This is a genomic window from Winogradskyella echinorum (assembly GCF_014297365.1).
GTDB lineage: Bacteria > Bacteroidota > Bacteroidia > Flavobacteriales > Flavobacteriaceae > Winogradskyella > Winogradskyella echinorum.
The window spans coordinates 461317-479541 of sequence record NZ_JACOQD010000002.1 but is presented as its reverse complement, the minus strand read 5'-3'; the positions used below and the strand labels follow the sequence as shown (position 1 = coordinate 479541).

The window sequence follows — 18225 nt, the reverse complement described above, 5'->3', positions numbered from 1 at the left end:
ATTCAAAATTATAGAAAAGAAGAATTGTCTAAACATGGATTAACAAAAACTTTAACAGTTTTATGAACAATTAGAATTTTGTTATGTTTTTAATAAAATAAGACCAAACAATAGAGGTGGTTTTATAATAATTTCCTCGCTTTGACAGTTGTTTGCGTTGTCTTAAAATTTTGCTTAAATTTTTATAGAAAGATAAATGCGCTTTAAAAATAGCAAAAAAGTGTAATGGTTTTAGCTGTAATAAGAACCGGAAAGCTGCAACACCATCTAATTTCATTCTAATAACAGCTTTAATAAAAACATTTGTGTCGGTATTTTTTACAAGTGTTAAGAGACTATTTCTAAAATTAAGATAGGTTTTTTTAGGATTTGTATTATTCAGCGTTGCACCACCAACATGATAAACCGTTGATAAACCTACATATTTTGTATTGTAATTGCTATTAAATGCGCGCCAACACAAATCAATCTCTTCCATATGCGCAAAATAACTTTCGTCGAAACCATTTAGGTTTTTAAAAACAGTATTTCTAATAAAAAAACAAGCACCAGAAGCCCAAAAAATGTCTTTAATGTCATTGTATTGCCCCTTATCTTCTTCAATGGTATTGAAAATACGTCCTCGACAATATGGATAACCATATTTGTCTATAAAACCACCAGCTGCACCAGCATATTCAAAAAAAGCTTTGTTTTTATAATCTAAAATTTTTGGCTGAATAATGGCTGTATTAGCGTCTTTATTAAATACTTCTAAAATAGGTTGCAACCAATTTGCTGTAACTTCAATATCACTATTTAATAGGCAGAGAAGAGGTTCTTCAACTTGTTTTAGTGCATCATTATAACCTTTAGCATAACCACCATTTAATTTATTCTGAATTAATCTTACAGTCGGATAATGTTTAGAAATATATGCAACAGAATCATCAGTAGAAGCATTATCAGCAACATAAATTATAGCATCATTAGAATGTTTAATTACTGATGGTAAAAACTGCTGGAGTAAGGCTTTGCCATTCCAGTTTAAAATTACAACTGCTATATCTTTAATTTGTAACATTTAGTCTTTTGAGTAATTTGGAATCGTCTTTAAAAAGGTATAACGTTCTGCTTTCATATCCATTTCACAATAATAGTGATTTAAACCGTTGGTTACCATTAAATACGTGGCATTTAGAGTTAAGTTGTAACGTGCTATTTGATCGAAGGTAGTTTGGTCAATCGTAATTTTATGTGATTTGCATTCTACGATTAAATAAATACTACCATCTGTATTAAATATAACTATGTCATAACGTTTTTTTAAGCCATTTATGGTCAATTCTTTTTCAACATTAATTAACGACTTAGGGTATTTCTTCTCGTTAATTAAATAATGCACGCAATGTTGTCGCACCCATTCTTCAGGTTGTAGAATGATGAATTTTTTCCGAATTACATCAAAAATAGAAACTTTATTTTCTGTACTTTTGAAACGGTATTCAAACTTTGGAAAGTTGAGGTCTTGCAAAGGCAATATTCTTAATTTTTCATCAAATTTAATGTAGAATACGGCAAATCACAATTTTCAAATCCCAAAATCTAAAAATGAGTATTAATCTTATTGATTTGCATTGGAATTTGGAATTTAAATTTTTGGAATTTTTGATAATTTGGACGACGTAAAACAACTTGTTGCAGCAATAAAAAAGGGAGACCTTAAGCCTATCTATTTTTTAATGGGAGAAGAAGCTTATTATATTGATAAGATTTCAGATTTTATTGAAGATAATGTGTTAGATGAAGCTGAAAAGGGTTTCAATCAGATGGTTTTGTATGGTCGTGATGTATCTATTGATGATATTGTGAGTAATGCCAAACGATATCCAATGATGGCAGAGCGACAAGTAGTGATTGTTAAGGAGGCTCAAGATTTAAGCAGAACGATTGAAAAATTAGCGCAATACGCAGACAATCCGCAGCCAACTACAGTTTTGGTGGTTAATTATAAGTACAAAAAAATTGATAAGCGTAAAGCTTTATATAAAGCAATAAACAAAAATGGTGGAGTTGTTTTTGAAAGTAAAAAGCTTTATGATAATCAAGTGCCAGATTGGATAAGACGTGTGCTAAAAGGGCAAGGATATGATATTTCGCCAAAGGCAGCTCAAATGCTTGTAGAATTTTTAGGTACAGATTTAAGTAAGGTTAATAATGAACTTAATAAACTTAAAATTGTATTACCAAAAGGCACACAAATTACACCAGAACATATTGAAGAAAATATAGGTATTAGTAAGGATTACAATAATTTTGAGCTAAGAAAAGCGGTTGGTGAGCGCAATGTGGTAAAAGCTCATAAAATAGCAAAGTATTTTGCAGACAATCCTAAGGACAATCCTATGGTTGTTACAGTATCGTTGCTGTTTAGTTTTTTTTCGCAGTTATTACATCTTCATGGTATGCACGATAAAAATCCTAGGAGTGTGGCTTCAGCTTTAAGAGTGAATCCCTATTTTGTGAATGAGTATTTAACAGCAGCTCGAAACTATCCGATGAAAAAAGTAAGTTCTGTAATTGGGTTATTGCGTGAGTTTGATGTAAAAGGTAAAGGTGTTGGTTCTAATGCTGTACCTCAAGGTGATTTACTAAAGGAATTGTTGGTTAGGATTTTAGGGTAAATTTTAATTGAACGTTTAAAATTATATGAGATTCTGATACAAGTTCAGCATCTATAATATTCGTTAATAAAAAAAGTTGAGCAAAATCAAATCTCGAATAAGAATCTTCAAATTAATCTTCTTTATTTTTTAAAATTGAAGTATTAAATCTAAATAATCCTGAAGGCGCATTTGATAAACTTTTTTCAGCTGACAAATAATATTCATTAGCGTTAATAGGAATAATTGCTTCTATCTGTGCCGAATAATTTTCAGGTTGGGTAATAGAAATCCGATCTATAGAACCATTAGAAAACAAACCTTCGCTATATCCTTTTAATTCAATAATAAAAGCACCATCACCATAACCACAAAGTATAATGCTATCACTGCGTGCATTATAACTAGCACCAGAAATAAGACCTTCGGTTTCAATGGAATCTATTGTAGAAATATTATAAGTTCCTGGAAGTTTAGAGAGTTTGTAAATATGAGTTATATCATCTCTCCAATTTTTCGAAAATATATAGAGATTATCATTGTAATGTATTAAGGCTTCGGCATCAAATTCTGTGTTAAAGGGTTTTGACTTAAAAACTGTTTGATTACTGTAACTAAAGTTAATAACATCTGCAGTTACAGAGGTCTTATTAAAATAATCGTCAATGGAAATGCGATAGATTTTTAAATCTGTCCTGTTACCATTATTGTTTCCAAAATCGCCTATATAGATAAAGGTGTCATCATGTGTAAGATCTTCCCAATCTACATTTTTGGCATTGCTGATGGTTACCGTTCTTGTAACAGCACCAGTTAAAGTATCTATATCGAATAATTGATTAGTATTACCAGAATCATTATGTGTAATAAGCGTTTTGTTAAGATAAAGCAATCCGGAAGTTTCATTAACTGAAGCATCTAAGCCTGTTTCTAAAGTTAGTTGTTGCGAAAAACCATTAAGAACTATAAATAAAGAAAGGAAGGTAAAATTAATGAATTTTGTCATTGTTAATGCTTTGTTTTTTTATGCAGTGTAATGGTTTTCCATAAAATCAAAATTCCAACTAATAATATAATTGAGCCACCAACTAAAAAAGCCATTCCATAGCCTTCCGCAAATATTCCACAAAAATAATTTAGATATCGGTTTATAAATCCTGATGAGTAAAATTCAGTCGAAGAAATTCCTAAAGTAATTATGATGACCGCAATTGAGTTTATTTGTCCAAATTTATTTCTCCAGTTTATAAGTGCAATAACTAAAATACTAATTAACAACGTTGTTAAAAACCAATATATTTCATTCACAAATAATTCAGAAATTGACGAATTATTTATTAATTCATGTTTTTCCCAATCTTTATTCATTAAAACATCGTATAGTTTTCCATTATATGCAATATAAAATCGTTTTATCCCGCTAATTATAAAAACTAAGGAGATACATTCTAGAACTACTAATCTTAAATTAAAATTTTTAAATATTTTTTTGATATTGAGCACAACCCTATTTATTATTAAAATCTAAAACTCTATGGTAGTGTAATAAGTCCTCATCATTATTTGGTAAGTTACCTATACCTAGTAATTTAAAGCCTAAACGTTCTAATAATTTTCTAGAAGATTTGTTATCCTCTAATGTAAATGCACTTAATTCGGTTAAGCCATAATTTTCTTTAGCGACATGCATTAATTTATTGTTTGCTTCAAAGGCATAGCCTTTACCTTCATTATTAGGTAGAAATGCAAAGCCAATATCAGGATCTTCTTTGCCCTCTCTGTGATATAAGCCACAAGTGCCAAGTTTTGTGTTATCCTCTTTTCTTATAATAACATTATTGGTATATCCATGTTTTTCAAGTTGAGGAAATGCTTTTTCTTTAATATAAGCTTCGGCCTTTTCAACGGTTTTTACATGACGCTCTCCAATATATTTTATCCATTTTGGTGTATTCATTAATTCTAAAATAAACGGAGCATCTTTAATAGTGACTGGTCTAATGATGAGTCTTTGCGTTGAGAATGGTTTGTACTTAGACATTTAGCAAAAGGGGATATTTTTATATATTAAATGTATTATTTTTACGGGACAAAACACATTCATTTTATAGAATTATTGCATGAAGATATTTTCCAAAGAGCAAATTTACGAAGGAGATAGGTTAACAACAGAACGTCAAAATATATCATCAACCGATTTAATGGAGCGTGCAGGTACTCAAATCTTTAATTGGATTCATAGTCGTATGCAAGGAGCCCAAGTGCCAGTTCATGTTTTTTGTGGTATAGGTAATAATGGTGGTGATGGTCTGGTTTTGGCAAGGCACTTAATAACACATGGTTATAATGTTGTAACATATATAGTAAACTGTAGTGATAAACGGTCTAAAGATTTTCTTATTAATTACGATCGCATAAAGGATACTACAAAGAATTGGCCAATTATGTTAAGTTGTGGTGCAGACTTTTCTGAAATTGTAATAGATGAAAAAGATATCATTGTTGATGCTGTTTTCGGTATTGGTTTAAATCGATTACCTAATGATTGGGTACAAGAACTATTTCAAAGATGGAGAGCATCTAAAGCATTTACTTTGGCGGTAGATATTCCATCAGGTTTGTACTCTGACAAAGCGGTTGAGGATGAAAATGCCGTAGTTCATGCTAACTATACCTTAAGTTTTCAATCACCTAAGCTGGTTTTCTTTTTACCAGAAACGGCTAAATATACCATTCAATGGGAAGCTTTAGATATTGGTATTGATAGAGATTATTTAATACAAACGGAAACAGAAGTAGAACTCATATCTAAATTTGAAGTTTTACCACTTTATAAACCTCGACAAAAATTTTCGCACAAAGGTGACTTTGGGCATGTATTAATTTTAGGTGGAAGTTATGGAAAAATAGGTGCTGTAAATTTAGCAAGTAGAGCGGCTTTAAGTTCTGGTGCAGGTTTGGTAACGGCTTATATCCCAAAATGCGGCTATAATAGTATGCAAGCTGCTTTACCAGAAGTGATGGTAATTACAGATGATAATGAAAATAATATTACCCAGATAAACTTTGATATAGAACCAACAGTAATTGGTGTTGGAGTAGGTATAGGAACAACTGATGAAACTGCAAAGGCTTTTGAAGCATTTTTAAAGAAAAACAAATTACCATTGGTAATCGATGCTGACGGTTTAAATCTACTTTCAAAAAAGAAAACATTACTAAAATTATTGCCAGAACAAACTGTATTAACTCCACATCCTAAAGAATTAGAGCGATTAATAGGGAAGTGGTCTGATGATTTTGATAAACTGAAAAAAGTAAAAGCGTTTTCAAAGAAGTATAAGGTGATTGTATTAATTAAAGGTGCAAACTCTATTACGGTTTATAACGATAAGTTGTATGTAAATACTACAGGAAATCCTGGTATGGCAACGGCTGGAAGTGGCGATGTTTTAACAGGAATTATTTCGGGATTAATAGCTCAAGGATACGAGCCTTTGGCAGCTACTATTTTTGGAGTTTACTTGCATGGTAAATCCGCAGATATTTCATTAGAAGATTATGGTTATCAAAGCTTAATTGCAAGTCATATTATTGATACTATGGGTGAAGCTTATATAGATTTATTTAAGCAGCCAGAGCAACCACAAGAGGAGGAACAACAAGAAAAGTAATAAAAAAAAGCCTTCAAAGATGAAGGCTTTTTTATATATCGTTATTATTAATTATAATTCTAAAGTATTAAATAACTCAACAAGTTGAGGACTAGATGGTCTCGGAGCGTCTGCATTTACAATGTTTCCTTTAGGATCTATTAATATAAATCTTGGAATAGCATTGATTTGGTATGATTGTATAAATTCAGACATAAATCCGTTATCAGCAAATAATTGTGTGCCGCTTAATTCCTTTTCGGCTACCATTTTTTTCCACCCTAAGTGAGCTGCCTTAGCATCACCCTTATAACCACGACCTTCATCTACAGAAATGCTTACAAACTCTATGTTTTTACCGTCATATTGTTTTTCAATTTTTTTAAGTGATGGCACTTCTTTAATACAAGGGCCACACCAAGTTGCCCAAATATCTATATAAACATATTTACCTTTTAAATCTGAAAGTGATGTGTTTCCTCCTGCAAAATTCTCGTAATTTTCAAAAATAGGTGAAGGCGACCCTTCTGGTAATGCAGAACGTGTTGCCAATTTAGTTGACATAAATTGGGTTAGTTGTTTTAGCGTACCGTCAATATTTTTATCCATTAATGCTAGGTGAGTAGAATCTATTTCACTGTATTTTTTCTTTAGGTCTTCGTATGCTGATTTGTAGTTTTTAATGGCTTCGTCTAATTCAGCTTTAGATCCGTTTGCCACTAAATCTTCAGTAAAATGATCATTAGAAATTAAAAAAGATTGTATAGAAAAATTGTTTATATCTTCTGCATCACCGCTAAAAACTATAGATTTCATAAAATCCGTATAGTCTGCATTAAATGAAGATTCATTATCATTTTTTAGAAAAATAACACCTCGTTGATTCCCATGCTGAAAATTATAATCTCCCTCTGTAACTTTTAAAGTGTCTTTAAATGTTCCATCGTCGTTAAGAGATATTAATTTTTCAAAGTTTCTACCTTGGAAAACTCTTAAAATATTGGATTCGTGAGCATTTTCAATCTTTCCAGAAATAGTTGCATAATCCTTAGGTTCTTCTTTCTTGCATGCAAATAGTGAAAGTGCTATACAAATTGCTAATAATCTTTTCATAAATTTTTTTGTTATTGCCCAAAAATAAGCATTCTAAGCTTAATTTCAAGTTTACAGTAATTATTAACAATATGATGTAGAGTGCAAAATATTTCTCAATTTTGAATTATCAATTAATAACCTGAAATGAATAATTATCATACTATTTCTTCTGAAGCTTTAGATATTGTAACGATATACAATATTTTTAAGGATAAGAAAAAATTAAAACTTTCAGAAGCCGCTGCAAATAACATTAAAAAGTGTAAAACGTACTTAGATGCTAAACTGGCAAATAATAAAAAACCAATGTATGGTATCAATACTGGTTTTGGCTCATTATATAATGTTAAAATTTCGGATAAGGATTTAACGCAGCTTCAAGAAAACCTCGTTATGTCTCATGCTTGTGGAACTGGTGATCGTGTACCAGAATCTGTGGTTAAAGTTATGTTACTTCTAAAGATACAATCGCTAAGTTATGGTCATAGTGGAGTTCAGTTAGAAACCGTAAATAGGTTAATTGACTTTTTTAATAACGATATATTTCCTTTTGTATTTACACAAGGTTCTTTAGGAGCATCTGGTGATTTAGCCCCTTTGGCACATTTAGCATTGCCGTTATTAGGAAAAGGAAAAGTGGTGCATGATAATCAGGAATATGAAGCTGAGACTATATTAGAGAAATTCAATTGGAAACCCATAAAGCTTGAAGCTAAAGAAGGATTAGCATTATTAAATGGCACACAATTTATGAGTGCATATGGAGTTTACTTACTTTTAATGTCTCATAAAACATCTTATTTAGCAGATATTATTGCAAGTATTTCGTTAGATGCTTTTGATGGTCGTCTGGATCCTTTTCATGATTTGGTACATGCGGTTAGACCACATCCTGGACAAAGAAAAGTAGCTCGACGTTTTAATGAATTTTTAAAAGGAAGTGAACTTATTACTCGTGAAAAGGAACATGTACAAGATCCTTATTCATTTCGTTGTATTCCGCAAGTGCATGGTGCAACAAAGGATACGTTAGATTTTGTTGAGAAAGTGATTTTAACTGAAATCAATTCCGTGACAGATAATCCTAATATTTTTCATGAAGAAGATTTAATTATCTCTGGTGGAAATTTTCATGGACAACCTTTGGCTTTGGCGTTAGATTATTTAAAAATAGCAATGGCAGAGATTGGTAATATATCAGAACGTCGTGTATTTCAATTAGTATCTGGTTTGCGAGGTTTACCCGCATTTTTAGTTGATAATCCTGGACTTAATTCAGGATTTATGATTCCGCAATATACAGCTGCAAGTATTGTAAGTGCTAATAAACAATTGGCATCTCCAGCGAGTGTAGATTCAATTGTGTCTTCTAATGGACAAGAAGATCATGTAAGTATGGGTGCAAATGCAGCAACACAAGCTTACACTTTAATTAGAAATGTAGAACGTGTTATTGCTATAGAATTAATGAATGCGTCACAGGCTATAGAGTTTAGAAGTCCCTTAAAAACATCACCCTTTTTAGAGTCGTTTTTAGAACAGTATCGAAAAGTTGTACCTTTTATTAAAGTAGACGAAGTATTGCATGATGATATTGAAGCTTCAATTCAGTTTTTAAAAGATGTAGATATTGAAATTGAAGAATTGTTTTTAAACACTTATGGTTTAAAGTAAGTCACTGTAGTTTTATTTAACCAGGTTATCTGCCCAAGTAAAGGCATCGCTTAATTTTGTGAAAATTTTAAAAGGTTTATTAAAAAAACGCTGTTCTATTTGCGCATTTTTTTTTGCTTGAAAATTATTAGAAACAACTGCAAATCCTTTTAGATTTTTAATTTTCGAAGTTTTAAAATAAACTTTAGGGTCTACAGAATATGAGTTAATTCTATGTGTAATGTATACAAAAGGTTTGTCTACAAAATAGGTGTTAGTAACTTCAACCAATACGTCGTTATGTTTAGGTATAACATTTACGCCTTCCTTTATAATAACTAAAATATAATTATCATAAATAGTCATATCACAAAAATCGAAAGTTAGGATTTCTTTCATGATTAGTTGATTTTTGAATATAAGATATAAAAAAACTCCTTCATTATGAAGGAGTTATAATTATTATAGACGAATTGCTTAAGACTCCGTCGTTTTACCTGAAGATTTAATCTTAATTTTTAAGACATCATTCTTTTCATCTAAATCCATTGTAATGGTATCACCTTCATGAATTTTTGAATTAATAATTTCTTCAGCTAAAGCATCTTCTACATATTTCTGAATTGCTCTGTTAAGCGGTCTTGCACCATATTGCTTATCAAAACCTTTTTCTGCAATATAGTCCTTAGCCTTATTAGTAAGTTTAAGTTCGTAACCTAAATTTTTAATTCTATCAATAAGCTTAACTAATTCAATATCAATGATTTTGTTAATATCTTCTTTCTCTAAAGCATTAAAGACAATTACATCATCAATTCGATTTAAAAACTCTGGTGCAAATGCTTTCTTTAATGCATTTTCAATTACAGCTTTTGCATGGTCTGAAGCCTGAGCTTCTTTTGCAGATGTCCCAAAACCAACACCAGTTCCAAAATCTTTTAGCTTACGAGCACCTATGTTAGATGTCATAATTATTATTGTATTTCTAAAATCAATTTTGCGTCCTAGGCTGTCTGTTAAGTAACCATCATCAAGCACCTGTAAAAGCATATTAAATACATCTGGATGCGCTTTTTCAATTTCATCTAAAAGCACTACAGCATAAGGTTTACGTCTTATCTTTTCTGTAAGCTGACCACCTTCTTCGTAACCAACATATCCTGGAGGTGCACCTATTAGACGAGAGATAGCAAATTTTTCCATGTATTCACTCATGTCAATGCGGACTAAAGCATCATCACTATCAAATAGCTCTCTTGCTAATACTTTAGCTAACTGAGTTTTACCAACACCTGTTTGCCCTAAAAATATAAATGACCCAATTGGTTTATTAGGGTCTTTAAGTCCAGCTCGGTTTCTCTGAATAGCTTTTACAACCTTTGCAACAGCATTATCTTGACCAATAACCTTTCCTTTGATTAGGTCTGGTAATTGAGATAGTTTATTAATTTCTGTTTGTGCTATTTTATTTACAGGAATACCTGTCATCATAGAAACAACATCAGCTACATTATCTTCACTAACAATTTCTCTATGCTGTTTTGTTTCTTCTTCCCATTTTTCTTGTGCAGCAGCAAGGTCCTTTTCTAGACGTTTTTCATCATCTCTAAGCTTTGCTGCTTCTTCATATTTCTGTTTTTTAACAACACTATTCTTAGTTTCCTTAACTTCTTCTAGTTTTTTCTCTAGCTCAAGGATTTGTTCTGGTACATCAATATTAGTAATATGAACACGAGAGCCTGCTTCATCTAAAGCGTCAATTGCTTTGTCTGGTAAAAATCGCTCAGTCATGTAACGATTGGTTAATTTTACACAAGCCTCTATAGCTTCATCAGTATAATCAACATTATGATGTTCTTCGTATTTCCCCTTAATATTATTAAGGATTTCAATTGTTTCTTCAACAGATGTAGGTTCAACAATTACTTTTTGAAAACGACGCTCTAAAGCTCCATCTTTTTCAATGTATTGTCTGTATTCATCTAAAGTTGTAGCACCTATACATTGTATTTCGCCTCTTGCTAATGCTGGTTTAAACATATTTGATGCGTCTAAACTTCCAGTAGCTCCGCCAGCACCAACAATAGTATGAATCTCATCAATAAAAAGAATAATGTCATCATTCTTTTCAAGTTCATTCATAACAGCTTTCATGCGCTCTTCAAACTGTCCTCTATACTTTGTTCCAGCAACTAAACTTGCTAAATCTAAAGTAACAACACGTTTGTTAAATAAGGTACGAGATACTTTCCGTTTAACAATTCTCAAAGCAAGTCCTTCTGCAATGGCAGATTTACCCACACCAGGTTCACCTATTAATAAAGGATTGTTTTTCTTTCTTCTGCTTAATATTTGAGATACTCGTTGTATTTCTTTTTCTCGTCCTACAACTGGGTCTAGTTTGCCTTCTTCGGCAAGCACAGTTAAGTCTCTACCAAAATTATCTAAAACAGGAGTTTTAGATTTTTTATTCGTTTTGCTAGACTGTCCACCAAAAGGGTTTTGCTTTGCATCGTCATCTTCGTCATTTAAATCATCATCAGAAAACGATTCGGCTTTTGGGGTTTCTAAATAATCATCTTCGCTAGTAATCATAGATTTGAATTCTTCTTTTACGTTATCATAATCAACTTTTAGCTTATTTAAAAGCTTGGTGGTTGGGTCATTTTCATTTCTTAAAATACATAACAACAAATGTGCTGTATTTATAGAAGTACTTTGAAATAGTTTTGCTTCTAAAAACGTAGTTTTTAAAGCACGTTCTGCTTGCCTTGTAAGGTGCAAGTTTTTTTTCTCGTTAGATGTTGTGGTTATATTAGGATTTGCAGGACTTAAAATCTCAACCTTACGTCTAAGGTGATTTAAGTCCACGTCTAAAGCGCTTAATATATCAATAGCTTTGCCATTACCATCTCTTAAAAGCCCTAACATTAAATGTTCGGTGCCAATAAAGTCATGGCCTAATCGCAAAGCTTCTTCTTTGCTAAAAGCTATAACATCTTTAACTCTTGGGGAAAAATTATCGTCCATAGTAAATTCCTTTCTGCATTAAAAATAATAAAAACATATTACCTATAGGTCAAAAATCATACCTTAAATAAAACGTTGAAACGAAGAGACTAAAAAAGCAATTTATATCAAAGCAAATTTTTAGATACTTATTAACTAAAAAGATATCAAAAATTGTTAATAAAAACTCCCAAAAACAAGCCTCTATTTCTTATTAAACACTGCTAAATTGGTTATATTAGCACGTTTTGAAAACCTACGAAAAATCTAATTAATTTATTATATGGCAGAAGGAGAAAAACTCATTCCAATTAATATTGAAGATGAAATGAAATCGGCTTACATTGATTATTCAATGTCAGTCATTGTGTCACGTGCTTTACCAGATGTAAGAGATGGTTTAAAGCCAGTTCATAGACGTGTACTTTATGGTATGCATGAGCTGGGTGTTAGAGCAAATAGTGCACATAAAAAGTCAGCAAGAATTGTCGGTGAAGTTTTAGGTAAGTATCATCCACATGGTGATACTTCGGTTTATGATACTATGGTACGTATGGCTCAAGAGTGGAGTTTACGTTATATGTTAGTAGATGGGCAAGGTAACTTTGGGTCTGTAGATGGTGATAGTCCAGCAGCAATGCGTTATACAGAAGCACGTATGCGTAAGATATCTGAAGATATGTTAGCAGATATTGACAAAGAGACAGTTGACCATAAGTTAAATTTTGATGATACACTAGAAGAGCCAACTGTATTACCAACACGTATTCCTGGTCTTTTAGTTAATGGTGCATCTGGTATTGCCGTTGGTATGGCTACTAACATGCCACCACATAACTTAACAGAAGTTGTTAATGGTACTATTGCATATATTGAAAATAACGATATTGAAATAGACGAGTTAATACAGCACATTAAAGCTCCAGATTTTCCTACAGGTGGTACCATTTATGGATATGATGGAGTAAAAGAAGCTTTTCATACAGGTCGTGGACGTATTGTAATGCGTGGTAAGGCTAATATTGAAGAAGTTAATGGACGTGAGTGTATAATTGTAAATGAAATTCCTTACCAAGTTAATAAAGCAGACATGATTAAGAAGACTGCTGATTTGGTTAACGATAAAAAACTTGAAGGTATTTCTACCATTAGAGATGAGTCTGATAGAAACGGAATGCGTATTGTTTACGTATTAAAGCGCGATGCTATTCCTAATATAGTACTTAACAAATTATTTAAATACACAGCCTTACAATCATCTTTTAGTGTAAATAATATAGCACTTGTAAATGGTCGCCCTCAATTATTAAACTTAAAAGAGTTAATCCATTATTTTGTTGAGCATAGACATGAGGTTGTTGTAAGACGTACAACTTATGAATTACGTAAAGCTGAAGAGCGTGCACATATATTAGAAGGGCTTATTATAGCATCAGATAATATTGATGAAGTTATAGCTTTAATTAGAGCATCCGCAAATGCAGATGAAGCCAGAGCTAAATTAATTGAACGTTTTAAACTTTCAGAATTACAAGCCAAAGCAATTGTAGAAATGCGTCTACGTCAGTTAACAGGACTAGAGCAAGACAAGTTACGTGCTGAGTATGATGAGTTAATGAAGACTATTGAAGACTTAAAAGATATTCTTGACAAGAAAGAACGTCGTATGGATATTATTAAGGAAGAATTAGAAGTTGTTAGAGAAAAATATGGTGATGAGCGTCGTTCTGTTATTGAATATGCTGGTGGTGATTTAAGTATAGAAGATATGATTCCTGATGAAAAAGTAGTCATTACTATTTCTCATGCAGGTTATATCAAACGTACTTCATTAACCGAATATAAAACACAGAATAGAGGTGGAGTTGGTCAAAAAGCATCAACAACACGTAATGAAGATTTCTTAGAGCATTTATTTGTAGGTACGAACCACCAATATATGTTGTTCTTTACACAGAAAGGAAAATGCTTCTGGATGCGAGTTTACGAAATCCCTGAAGGATCTAAAACTTCTAAGGGTAGAGCAATCCAAAACCTTATAAATATTGAACAAGATGATAAAGTTATGGCTTTCATCTGTACTCAAGATTTAAAGGACGAAGAGTATATCAATAGTCATTATGTAATTATGGCTACCAAGAAAGGTCAAGTAAAGAAAACATCTCTTGAACAATACTCTCGACCAAGAACTAATGGTATTAATGCCATTACGATTAAGGAAGATGATACTTTATTAGAAGCAAAGCTAACCACTGGAGAAAGTCAGGTAATGCTTGCATTAAAATCTGGTAAAGCAATTCGTTTTGAAGAAGCTAAGACTAGACCAATGGGGCGAAATGCTTCTGGTGTTAGAGGAATTAGGTTACAAGACGAAAATACTGATGAAGTTATTGGTATGATAGCTGTTGATGATATGGAAAGTAATATACTCGTTGTATCTGAAAACGGTTACGGAAAGCGTTCAAGCTTAGAGGATTACAGAATTACTAATAGAGGAGGAAAAGGTGTAAAAACTATTTCTATTACAGAAAAAACAGGTAACTTAGTGTCTATTAAGAATGTAACTGATGATGATGATCTTATGATTATCAATAAATCTGGTATTGCAATTCGTATGGAAGTAGCCGATTTACGTGTTATGGGTAGAGCAACGCAAGGTGTTAAACTCATTAATTTAAAAGGTAACGATTCCATTGCAGCTGTTGCTAAAGTAATGAAAGATGATGATGAAACCACTGAAGAGATGGATTCTGAATCTTCTGAAAATGAGGCGACTAAGGAAGATGGCACGGCTATTGATAATAATGAAACTGAAAACTAAAAATTAACAATAAATTATTTATTACAAGATGAAAAAATTAATGACATTAGTGCTACTCTTGGCTTTTACAACTATGTCCTTTGCACAAAAGAATGAGATAAAGGCAATTGAAAAAGCAATAAAGGGTTCAAATTATGGTGACGCAAAATCTGCAGTTGCTGCAGCAGAAGCTCTAGAAGGAAGTATGGATGATAAATTAAAGTCTAAATTCTATTTCCTTAAGGCAAAGGCCTTATATGCAGAAGGTCAAGGATCTGATAGCGATATAGATTCTGCAATTGCTAGCTTAGATAAGTTGAAAGATTTAGAATCTTCAATGGGTAAATTAAAATATACTGATGAAGCAAATGAGATGAAAACTGGTATGCTTAATTCTTTTTTAACAAAAGCTAATGATGCTTTTAATAATAAGGACTATAAAGTAGCAGCAAAACGATTTGAGAAAGTGTATAAAATGTCTCCAACGGATACGTTATATTTATATTATGCCGCTTCAGCAGCAGTTACTGACCAAGACTATGATTCTGCACTAGATTATTATGTGCAACTGAAAAATATGGGTTACACTGGTGTTCAAATGAACTACTATGCTACTAATAAGGAATCTGGTGTAGAAGAATCATTCCCAGGTAAGGAAGCAAGAGATTTATCTGTTAGGATTGCTAAATCTCACAATAATCCAAGAGATGTAAAAAGTGACCCAAAGACAGCAGAAATCGTTAAGAATATAGCTCTAATCTATGTATCTCAAGGAAAGAATGAAAAAGCTTTAGGTGCAATGGCAGATGCTAGAGCTGAAAATCCAGACGATTTAGGACTTTTATTATCAGAAGCTAATGTTCATTTAAAAATGGGTAATAGAGATAAGTTTAAGGATTTAATGGAGCAGGCAACACAAAAAGACCCTAATAATGCTGAGTTATTATATAATCTAGGTGTTTTAGCAGCAGAAGGTGGTAATCTTGAAGAATCTAAAAAGTACTATAAAAAAGCAATTGAAATTAACCCTAACTATGTAGATGCTTATAATAATATTGCAGTTGCAATTTTAGAAGGTGAAGCTGCTATTGTAGAAGAAATGAATGGTTTAGGAACCAGTGCAGCTGATAATAAAAAGTATGATGAGCTAAAAGAAAAACGTTCTCAGTTATATCAAGATGCTATTCCTTATCTGGAAAAAGCTTTAGAATTAAGAAATACAAATATTGATGCAGCTAGAACTTTAATGAATATCTATAGCGCACTTGCAGAAACAGAAAAGTTTAAAGCAATGAGAGCTAGAGTAGAACAAATGGAAGCTTCGGCTGGTGGTAATTAAAATAATTATTACATAGAAAAATAAAAGCGACTAAATATTTAGTCGCTTTTTTTATATTATTTTTTTGATAACTCTTAGCTTATGTGTGTGTAGCTTTTTGTCAACATTATAAATTCCACTGTGATCTAATCTATCTATTCTAACTTTACCATGTGCATGTATTATGTAGTTGTCTTCCATAATAATGCCAACATGAGTAATATTTCCTTCAGCATTATCAAAAAAAGCTAAATCACCTGGTTCACTTTCTTCAATAAAACTTAGTGCATCACCTTGTGTTGCTTGTTCAGAAGCATCTCTATATAATTTATAACCGTTTAATTTGTAAACCATTTGAGTAAAACCAGAACAATCAATACCAAAAGGTGTCTTTCCACCCCATAAATATGGAGCATTTAAAAATTGAAAAGATGTTTTTACTATTTCAGATTTACTATTTTTAGTGGTAATAATAGTACCATCAAATTTATGATTAAGTAATGCTAATCCATTTAAATCGGATCCTGTAGGTATAGGGTACAAATTATTAGAAGCATCAGATACAAATTCAATTAAATCGTAGGAAAGCTTCATTTCAGCTTCAGATAAACTTTTATAATTAGCTTCCTCAATTTCTATATATTGTTTATTATCTATCCAGCCTTCATACTTGTCGAACGCAAAACGAATGCGACTCCATTTTTTTCGTTGTTCTAATACTTTAAATAGATCACCATACAATGCTTGCGTTACCATTTCACTGGTATCGCTAGGTTCTAATCGTATTGGTACAATTCCAAGATTGCAAAGACCGTATTGCATATATAAAACTTAAGCGCGTTCTAATACCATCGCTGAAGCTCCACCACCTCCATTACAAATGGCTGCAGCTCCAATCTTAGCATTGTTTTGATGTAATACATTAATTAATGTTACTAAAATTCTAGCACCAGAACAGCCAAGTGGATGTCCTAACGAAACTGCACCACCATTAACATTAACATTACTATCGTTTAATCCTAAAATTTTCATGTTAGCCAAACCAACAACAGAAAAAGCTTCGTTAAATTCAAAATAATCAACGTCACTTAATTCAATATTAGCTTTTGCTAATGCTTTTGGTAAGGCTTTTGCTGGTGCCGTTGTAAACCATTTTGGTTCTTGCGCAGCATCAGCATAACTTTTTATAGTTGCAAGAGGCGTTAAGCCAAGTTCATTTGCTTTTTCTCTACTCATTAATACCACTGCAGCGGCTCCATCATTTATGGTTGATGCATTAGCAGCAGTTACTGTTCCATCTTTTGTAAAAGCAGGACGTAAAGACGGAATTTTTTCCATTTTTACGTTTGTATATTCTTCATCTCTATCTACAACAATTGCATCACCACGACGTTGTGGAACTTCTACAGGAATAACTTCATCTTTAAATTTTCCAGCTTCCCAAGCTGCTTTGGAACGTTCATAAGATTGTATAGCAAATGCATCTTGATCTTCTCTAGAGAATTTGTATTCAGTTGCACAAGCATCCGCACAAACTCCCATTGCATTTTTATCGTAGGCATCTACCAATCCATCTTTTTGCATACCATCTTCAAGTGTAGCTGGTCCAAATTTTGTAGCACTACGTGCATGATAATAATGTGGAATTGCACTCATATTCTCCATGCCACCGGCAACAACAATATCTGCATCACCAAGTTTAATAGCCTGAGCCGCTTGTGTAATAGCTTTCATTCCAGATGCACAAACTTTATTAATAGTAGTACAAGGAACAGTGTCTGGAATACCAGCATAAATAGCCGCTTGTCTGGCAGGTGCTTGTCCTGTGCCAGCTTGTACAACATTTCCCATCAATACTTCATCAACCATTTCTGGTTTAAGGTTAATTTTATCTAATGCAGCTTTAATTGCTGTAGCACCAAGTTGTGGAGCAGGTACAGTAGATAAACTTCCTAAAAAACTTCCTATTGGTGTTCTAACGGCAGAAACTATTACAACGTCCTTATTCATTATGTTTGTGTTTATATTAATTGCTGCGAAATTAATCATTTTTTG

At 32.3% G+C, this 18225-nt stretch carries 15 protein-coding genes; 5 read left to right on the top strand and 10 right to left on the bottom strand.

Annotation, left to right across the window (positions count from 1 at the left end; genetic code table 11):
* Positions 1 to 70: 70 nt before the first annotated feature.
* Complete coding sequence (locus tag H8K90_RS09310; RefSeq protein WP_186845687.1) at positions 71 to 1063, bottom strand: glycosyltransferase family 2 protein; 993 nt, start codon at positions 1061 to 1063, stop codon at positions 71 to 73.
* Positions 1064 to 1513, bottom strand: coding sequence for a type I restriction enzyme HsdR N-terminal domain-containing protein (locus H8K90_RS09305; protein WP_186845686.1), 450 nt, complete (start codon positions 1511 to 1513; stop codon positions 1064 to 1066).
* A gap of 142 nt (positions 1514 to 1655) precedes the next feature.
* Between H8K90_RS09305 and holA the strand changes: the two genes are divergently transcribed.
* Positions 1656 to 2663, top strand: a complete 1008-nt coding sequence (holA, locus tag H8K90_RS09300) for a DNA polymerase III subunit delta (RefSeq protein WP_186845685.1) — start codon at positions 1656 to 1658, stop codon at positions 2661 to 2663.
* Between the two features lie 112 nt (positions 2664 to 2775).
* Here holA and H8K90_RS09295 read toward each other — a convergent pair whose 3' ends face one another.
* The 3 genes from H8K90_RS09295 to H8K90_RS09285 all read right to left on the bottom strand — a co-directional run bounded on the left by H8K90_RS09295 (position 2776) and on the right by H8K90_RS09285 (position 4683).
* On the bottom strand, positions 2776 to 3648 hold the full coding sequence (locus H8K90_RS09295) for a T9SS C-terminal target domain-containing protein (RefSeq protein ID WP_186845684.1): 873 nt from the start codon (positions 3646 to 3648) through the stop codon (positions 2776 to 2778).
* Positions 3649 to 3650: 2 nt separating this feature from the next.
* A complete protein-coding gene (locus H8K90_RS09290) occupies positions 3651 to 4010 on the bottom strand; it encodes a hypothetical protein (RefSeq protein WP_186845683.1) in 360 nt (119 codons plus the stop codon).
* A gap of 139 nt (positions 4011 to 4149) precedes the next feature.
* Positions 4150 to 4683, bottom strand: coding sequence for a GNAT family N-acetyltransferase (locus tag H8K90_RS09285; RefSeq protein WP_186845682.1), 534 nt, complete (start codon positions 4681 to 4683; stop codon positions 4150 to 4152).
* Positions 4684 to 4762: 79 nt separating this feature from the next.
* Here H8K90_RS09285 and H8K90_RS09280 point away from each other — a divergent pair, with 79 nt between their 5' ends.
* Positions 4763 to 6316: an NAD(P)H-hydrate dehydratase gene (locus H8K90_RS09280; protein ID WP_186845681.1), complete on the top strand. Its 1554-nt coding sequence runs from the start codon at positions 4763 to 4765 to the stop codon at positions 6314 to 6316.
* Between the two features lie 51 nt (positions 6317 to 6367).
* On the opposite strand, the gene H8K90_RS09275 is transcribed toward H8K90_RS09280, so the two are convergent.
* Positions 6368 to 7408: a TlpA family protein disulfide reductase gene (locus tag H8K90_RS09275; protein WP_186845680.1), complete on the bottom strand. Its 1041-nt coding sequence runs from the start codon at positions 7406 to 7408 to the stop codon at positions 6368 to 6370.
* A 126-nt stretch (positions 7409 to 7534) separates the two neighbouring features.
* On the opposite strand from H8K90_RS09275, the gene hutH reads away from it, so the two are divergent.
* Positions 7535 to 9064 carry a histidine ammonia-lyase gene (gene hutH / locus H8K90_RS09270; RefSeq protein WP_186845679.1) on the top strand — a complete coding sequence of 510 codons (1530 nt, stop codon included), beginning with the start codon at positions 7535 to 7537 and terminating at the stop codon, positions 9062 to 9064.
* Positions 9065 to 9076: 12 nt separating this feature from the next.
* Here the strand turns inward: hutH and H8K90_RS09265 are convergent, their stop codons facing one another.
* Both H8K90_RS09265 and H8K90_RS09260 read right to left on the bottom strand, forming a co-directional pair.
* A complete protein-coding gene (locus H8K90_RS09265) occupies positions 9077 to 9442 on the bottom strand; it encodes a hypothetical protein (RefSeq protein WP_186845678.1) in 366 nt (121 codons plus the stop codon).
* Between the two features lie 78 nt (positions 9443 to 9520).
* Positions 9521 to 12073, bottom strand: a complete 2553-nt coding sequence (locus H8K90_RS09260) for an ATP-dependent Clp protease ATP-binding subunit (RefSeq protein ID WP_186845677.1) — start codon at positions 12071 to 12073, stop codon at positions 9521 to 9523.
* 262 nt (positions 12074 to 12335) lie between these two features.
* Between H8K90_RS09260 and gyrA the strand changes: the two genes are divergently transcribed.
* Positions 12336 to 14873, top strand: coding sequence for a DNA gyrase subunit A (gene gyrA / locus H8K90_RS09255; protein WP_186845676.1), 2538 nt, complete (start codon positions 12336 to 12338; stop codon positions 14871 to 14873).
* 28 nt (positions 14874 to 14901) lie between these two features.
* Positions 14902 to 16191: a tetratricopeptide repeat protein gene (locus H8K90_RS09250; protein WP_186845675.1), complete on the top strand. Its 1290-nt coding sequence runs from the start codon at positions 14902 to 14904 to the stop codon at positions 16189 to 16191.
* A 51-nt stretch (positions 16192 to 16242) separates the two neighbouring features.
* On the opposite strand, the gene H8K90_RS09245 is transcribed toward H8K90_RS09250, so the two are convergent.
* Both H8K90_RS09245 and H8K90_RS09240 read right to left on the bottom strand, forming a co-directional pair.
* Positions 16243 to 16992, bottom strand: a complete 750-nt coding sequence (locus H8K90_RS09245) for a C40 family peptidase (protein WP_186845674.1) — start codon at positions 16990 to 16992, stop codon at positions 16243 to 16245.
* Between the two features lie 9 nt (positions 16993 to 17001).
* Positions 17002 to 18180: an acetyl-CoA C-acyltransferase gene (locus H8K90_RS09240; RefSeq protein ID WP_186845673.1), complete on the bottom strand. Its 1179-nt coding sequence runs from the start codon at positions 18178 to 18180 to the stop codon at positions 17002 to 17004.
* Positions 18181 to 18225 lie beyond the last annotated feature (45 nt).

Bases quoted from the DNA above. Each gene is read 5' to 3' on its own strand.
- H8K90_RS09245 (WP_186845674.1), bottom strand. From the start codon at position 16,992: ATGCAATACGGTCTTTGCAATCTTGGAATTGTACCAATACGATTAGAA.
- hutH (WP_186845679.1), top strand. From the start codon at position 7,535: ATGAATAATTATCATACTATTTCTTCTGAAGCTTTAGATATTGTAACG.
- gyrA (WP_186845676.1), top strand. From the start codon at position 12,336: ATGGCAGAAGGAGAAAAACTCATTCCAATTAATATTGAAGATGAAATG.
- H8K90_RS09280 (WP_186845681.1), top strand. From the start codon at position 4,763: ATGAAGATATTTTCCAAAGAGCAAATTTACGAAGGAGATAGGTTAACA.
- H8K90_RS09260 (WP_186845677.1), bottom strand. From the start codon at position 12,073: ATGGACGATAATTTTTCCCCAAGAGTTAAAGATGTTATAGCTTTTAGC.
- H8K90_RS09275 (WP_186845680.1), bottom strand. From the start codon at position 7,408: ATGAAAAGATTATTAGCAATTTGTATAGCACTTTCACTATTTGCATGC.
- H8K90_RS09250 (WP_186845675.1), top strand. From the start codon at position 14,902: ATGAAAAAATTAATGACATTAGTGCTACTCTTGGCTTTTACAACTATG.
- H8K90_RS09265 (WP_186845678.1), bottom strand. From the start codon at position 9,442: ATGAAAGAAATCCTAACTTTCGATTTTTGTGATATGACTATTTATGAT.
- H8K90_RS09295 (WP_186845684.1), bottom strand. From the start codon at position 3,648: ATGACAAAATTCATTAATTTTACCTTCCTTTCTTTATTTATAGTTCTT.
- H8K90_RS09240 (WP_186845673.1), bottom strand. From the start codon at position 18,180: ATGAATAAGGACGTTGTAATAGTTTCTGCCGTTAGAACACCAATAGGA.
- H8K90_RS09285 (WP_186845682.1), bottom strand. From the start codon at position 4,683: ATGTCTAAGTACAAACCATTCTCAACGCAAAGACTCATCATTAGACCA.
- H8K90_RS09310 (WP_186845687.1), bottom strand. From the start codon at position 1,063: ATGTTACAAATTAAAGATATAGCAGTTGTAATTTTAAACTGGAATGGC.
- H8K90_RS09290 (WP_186845683.1), bottom strand. From the start codon at position 4,010: ATGAATAAAGATTGGGAAAAACATGAATTAATAAATAATTCGTCAATT.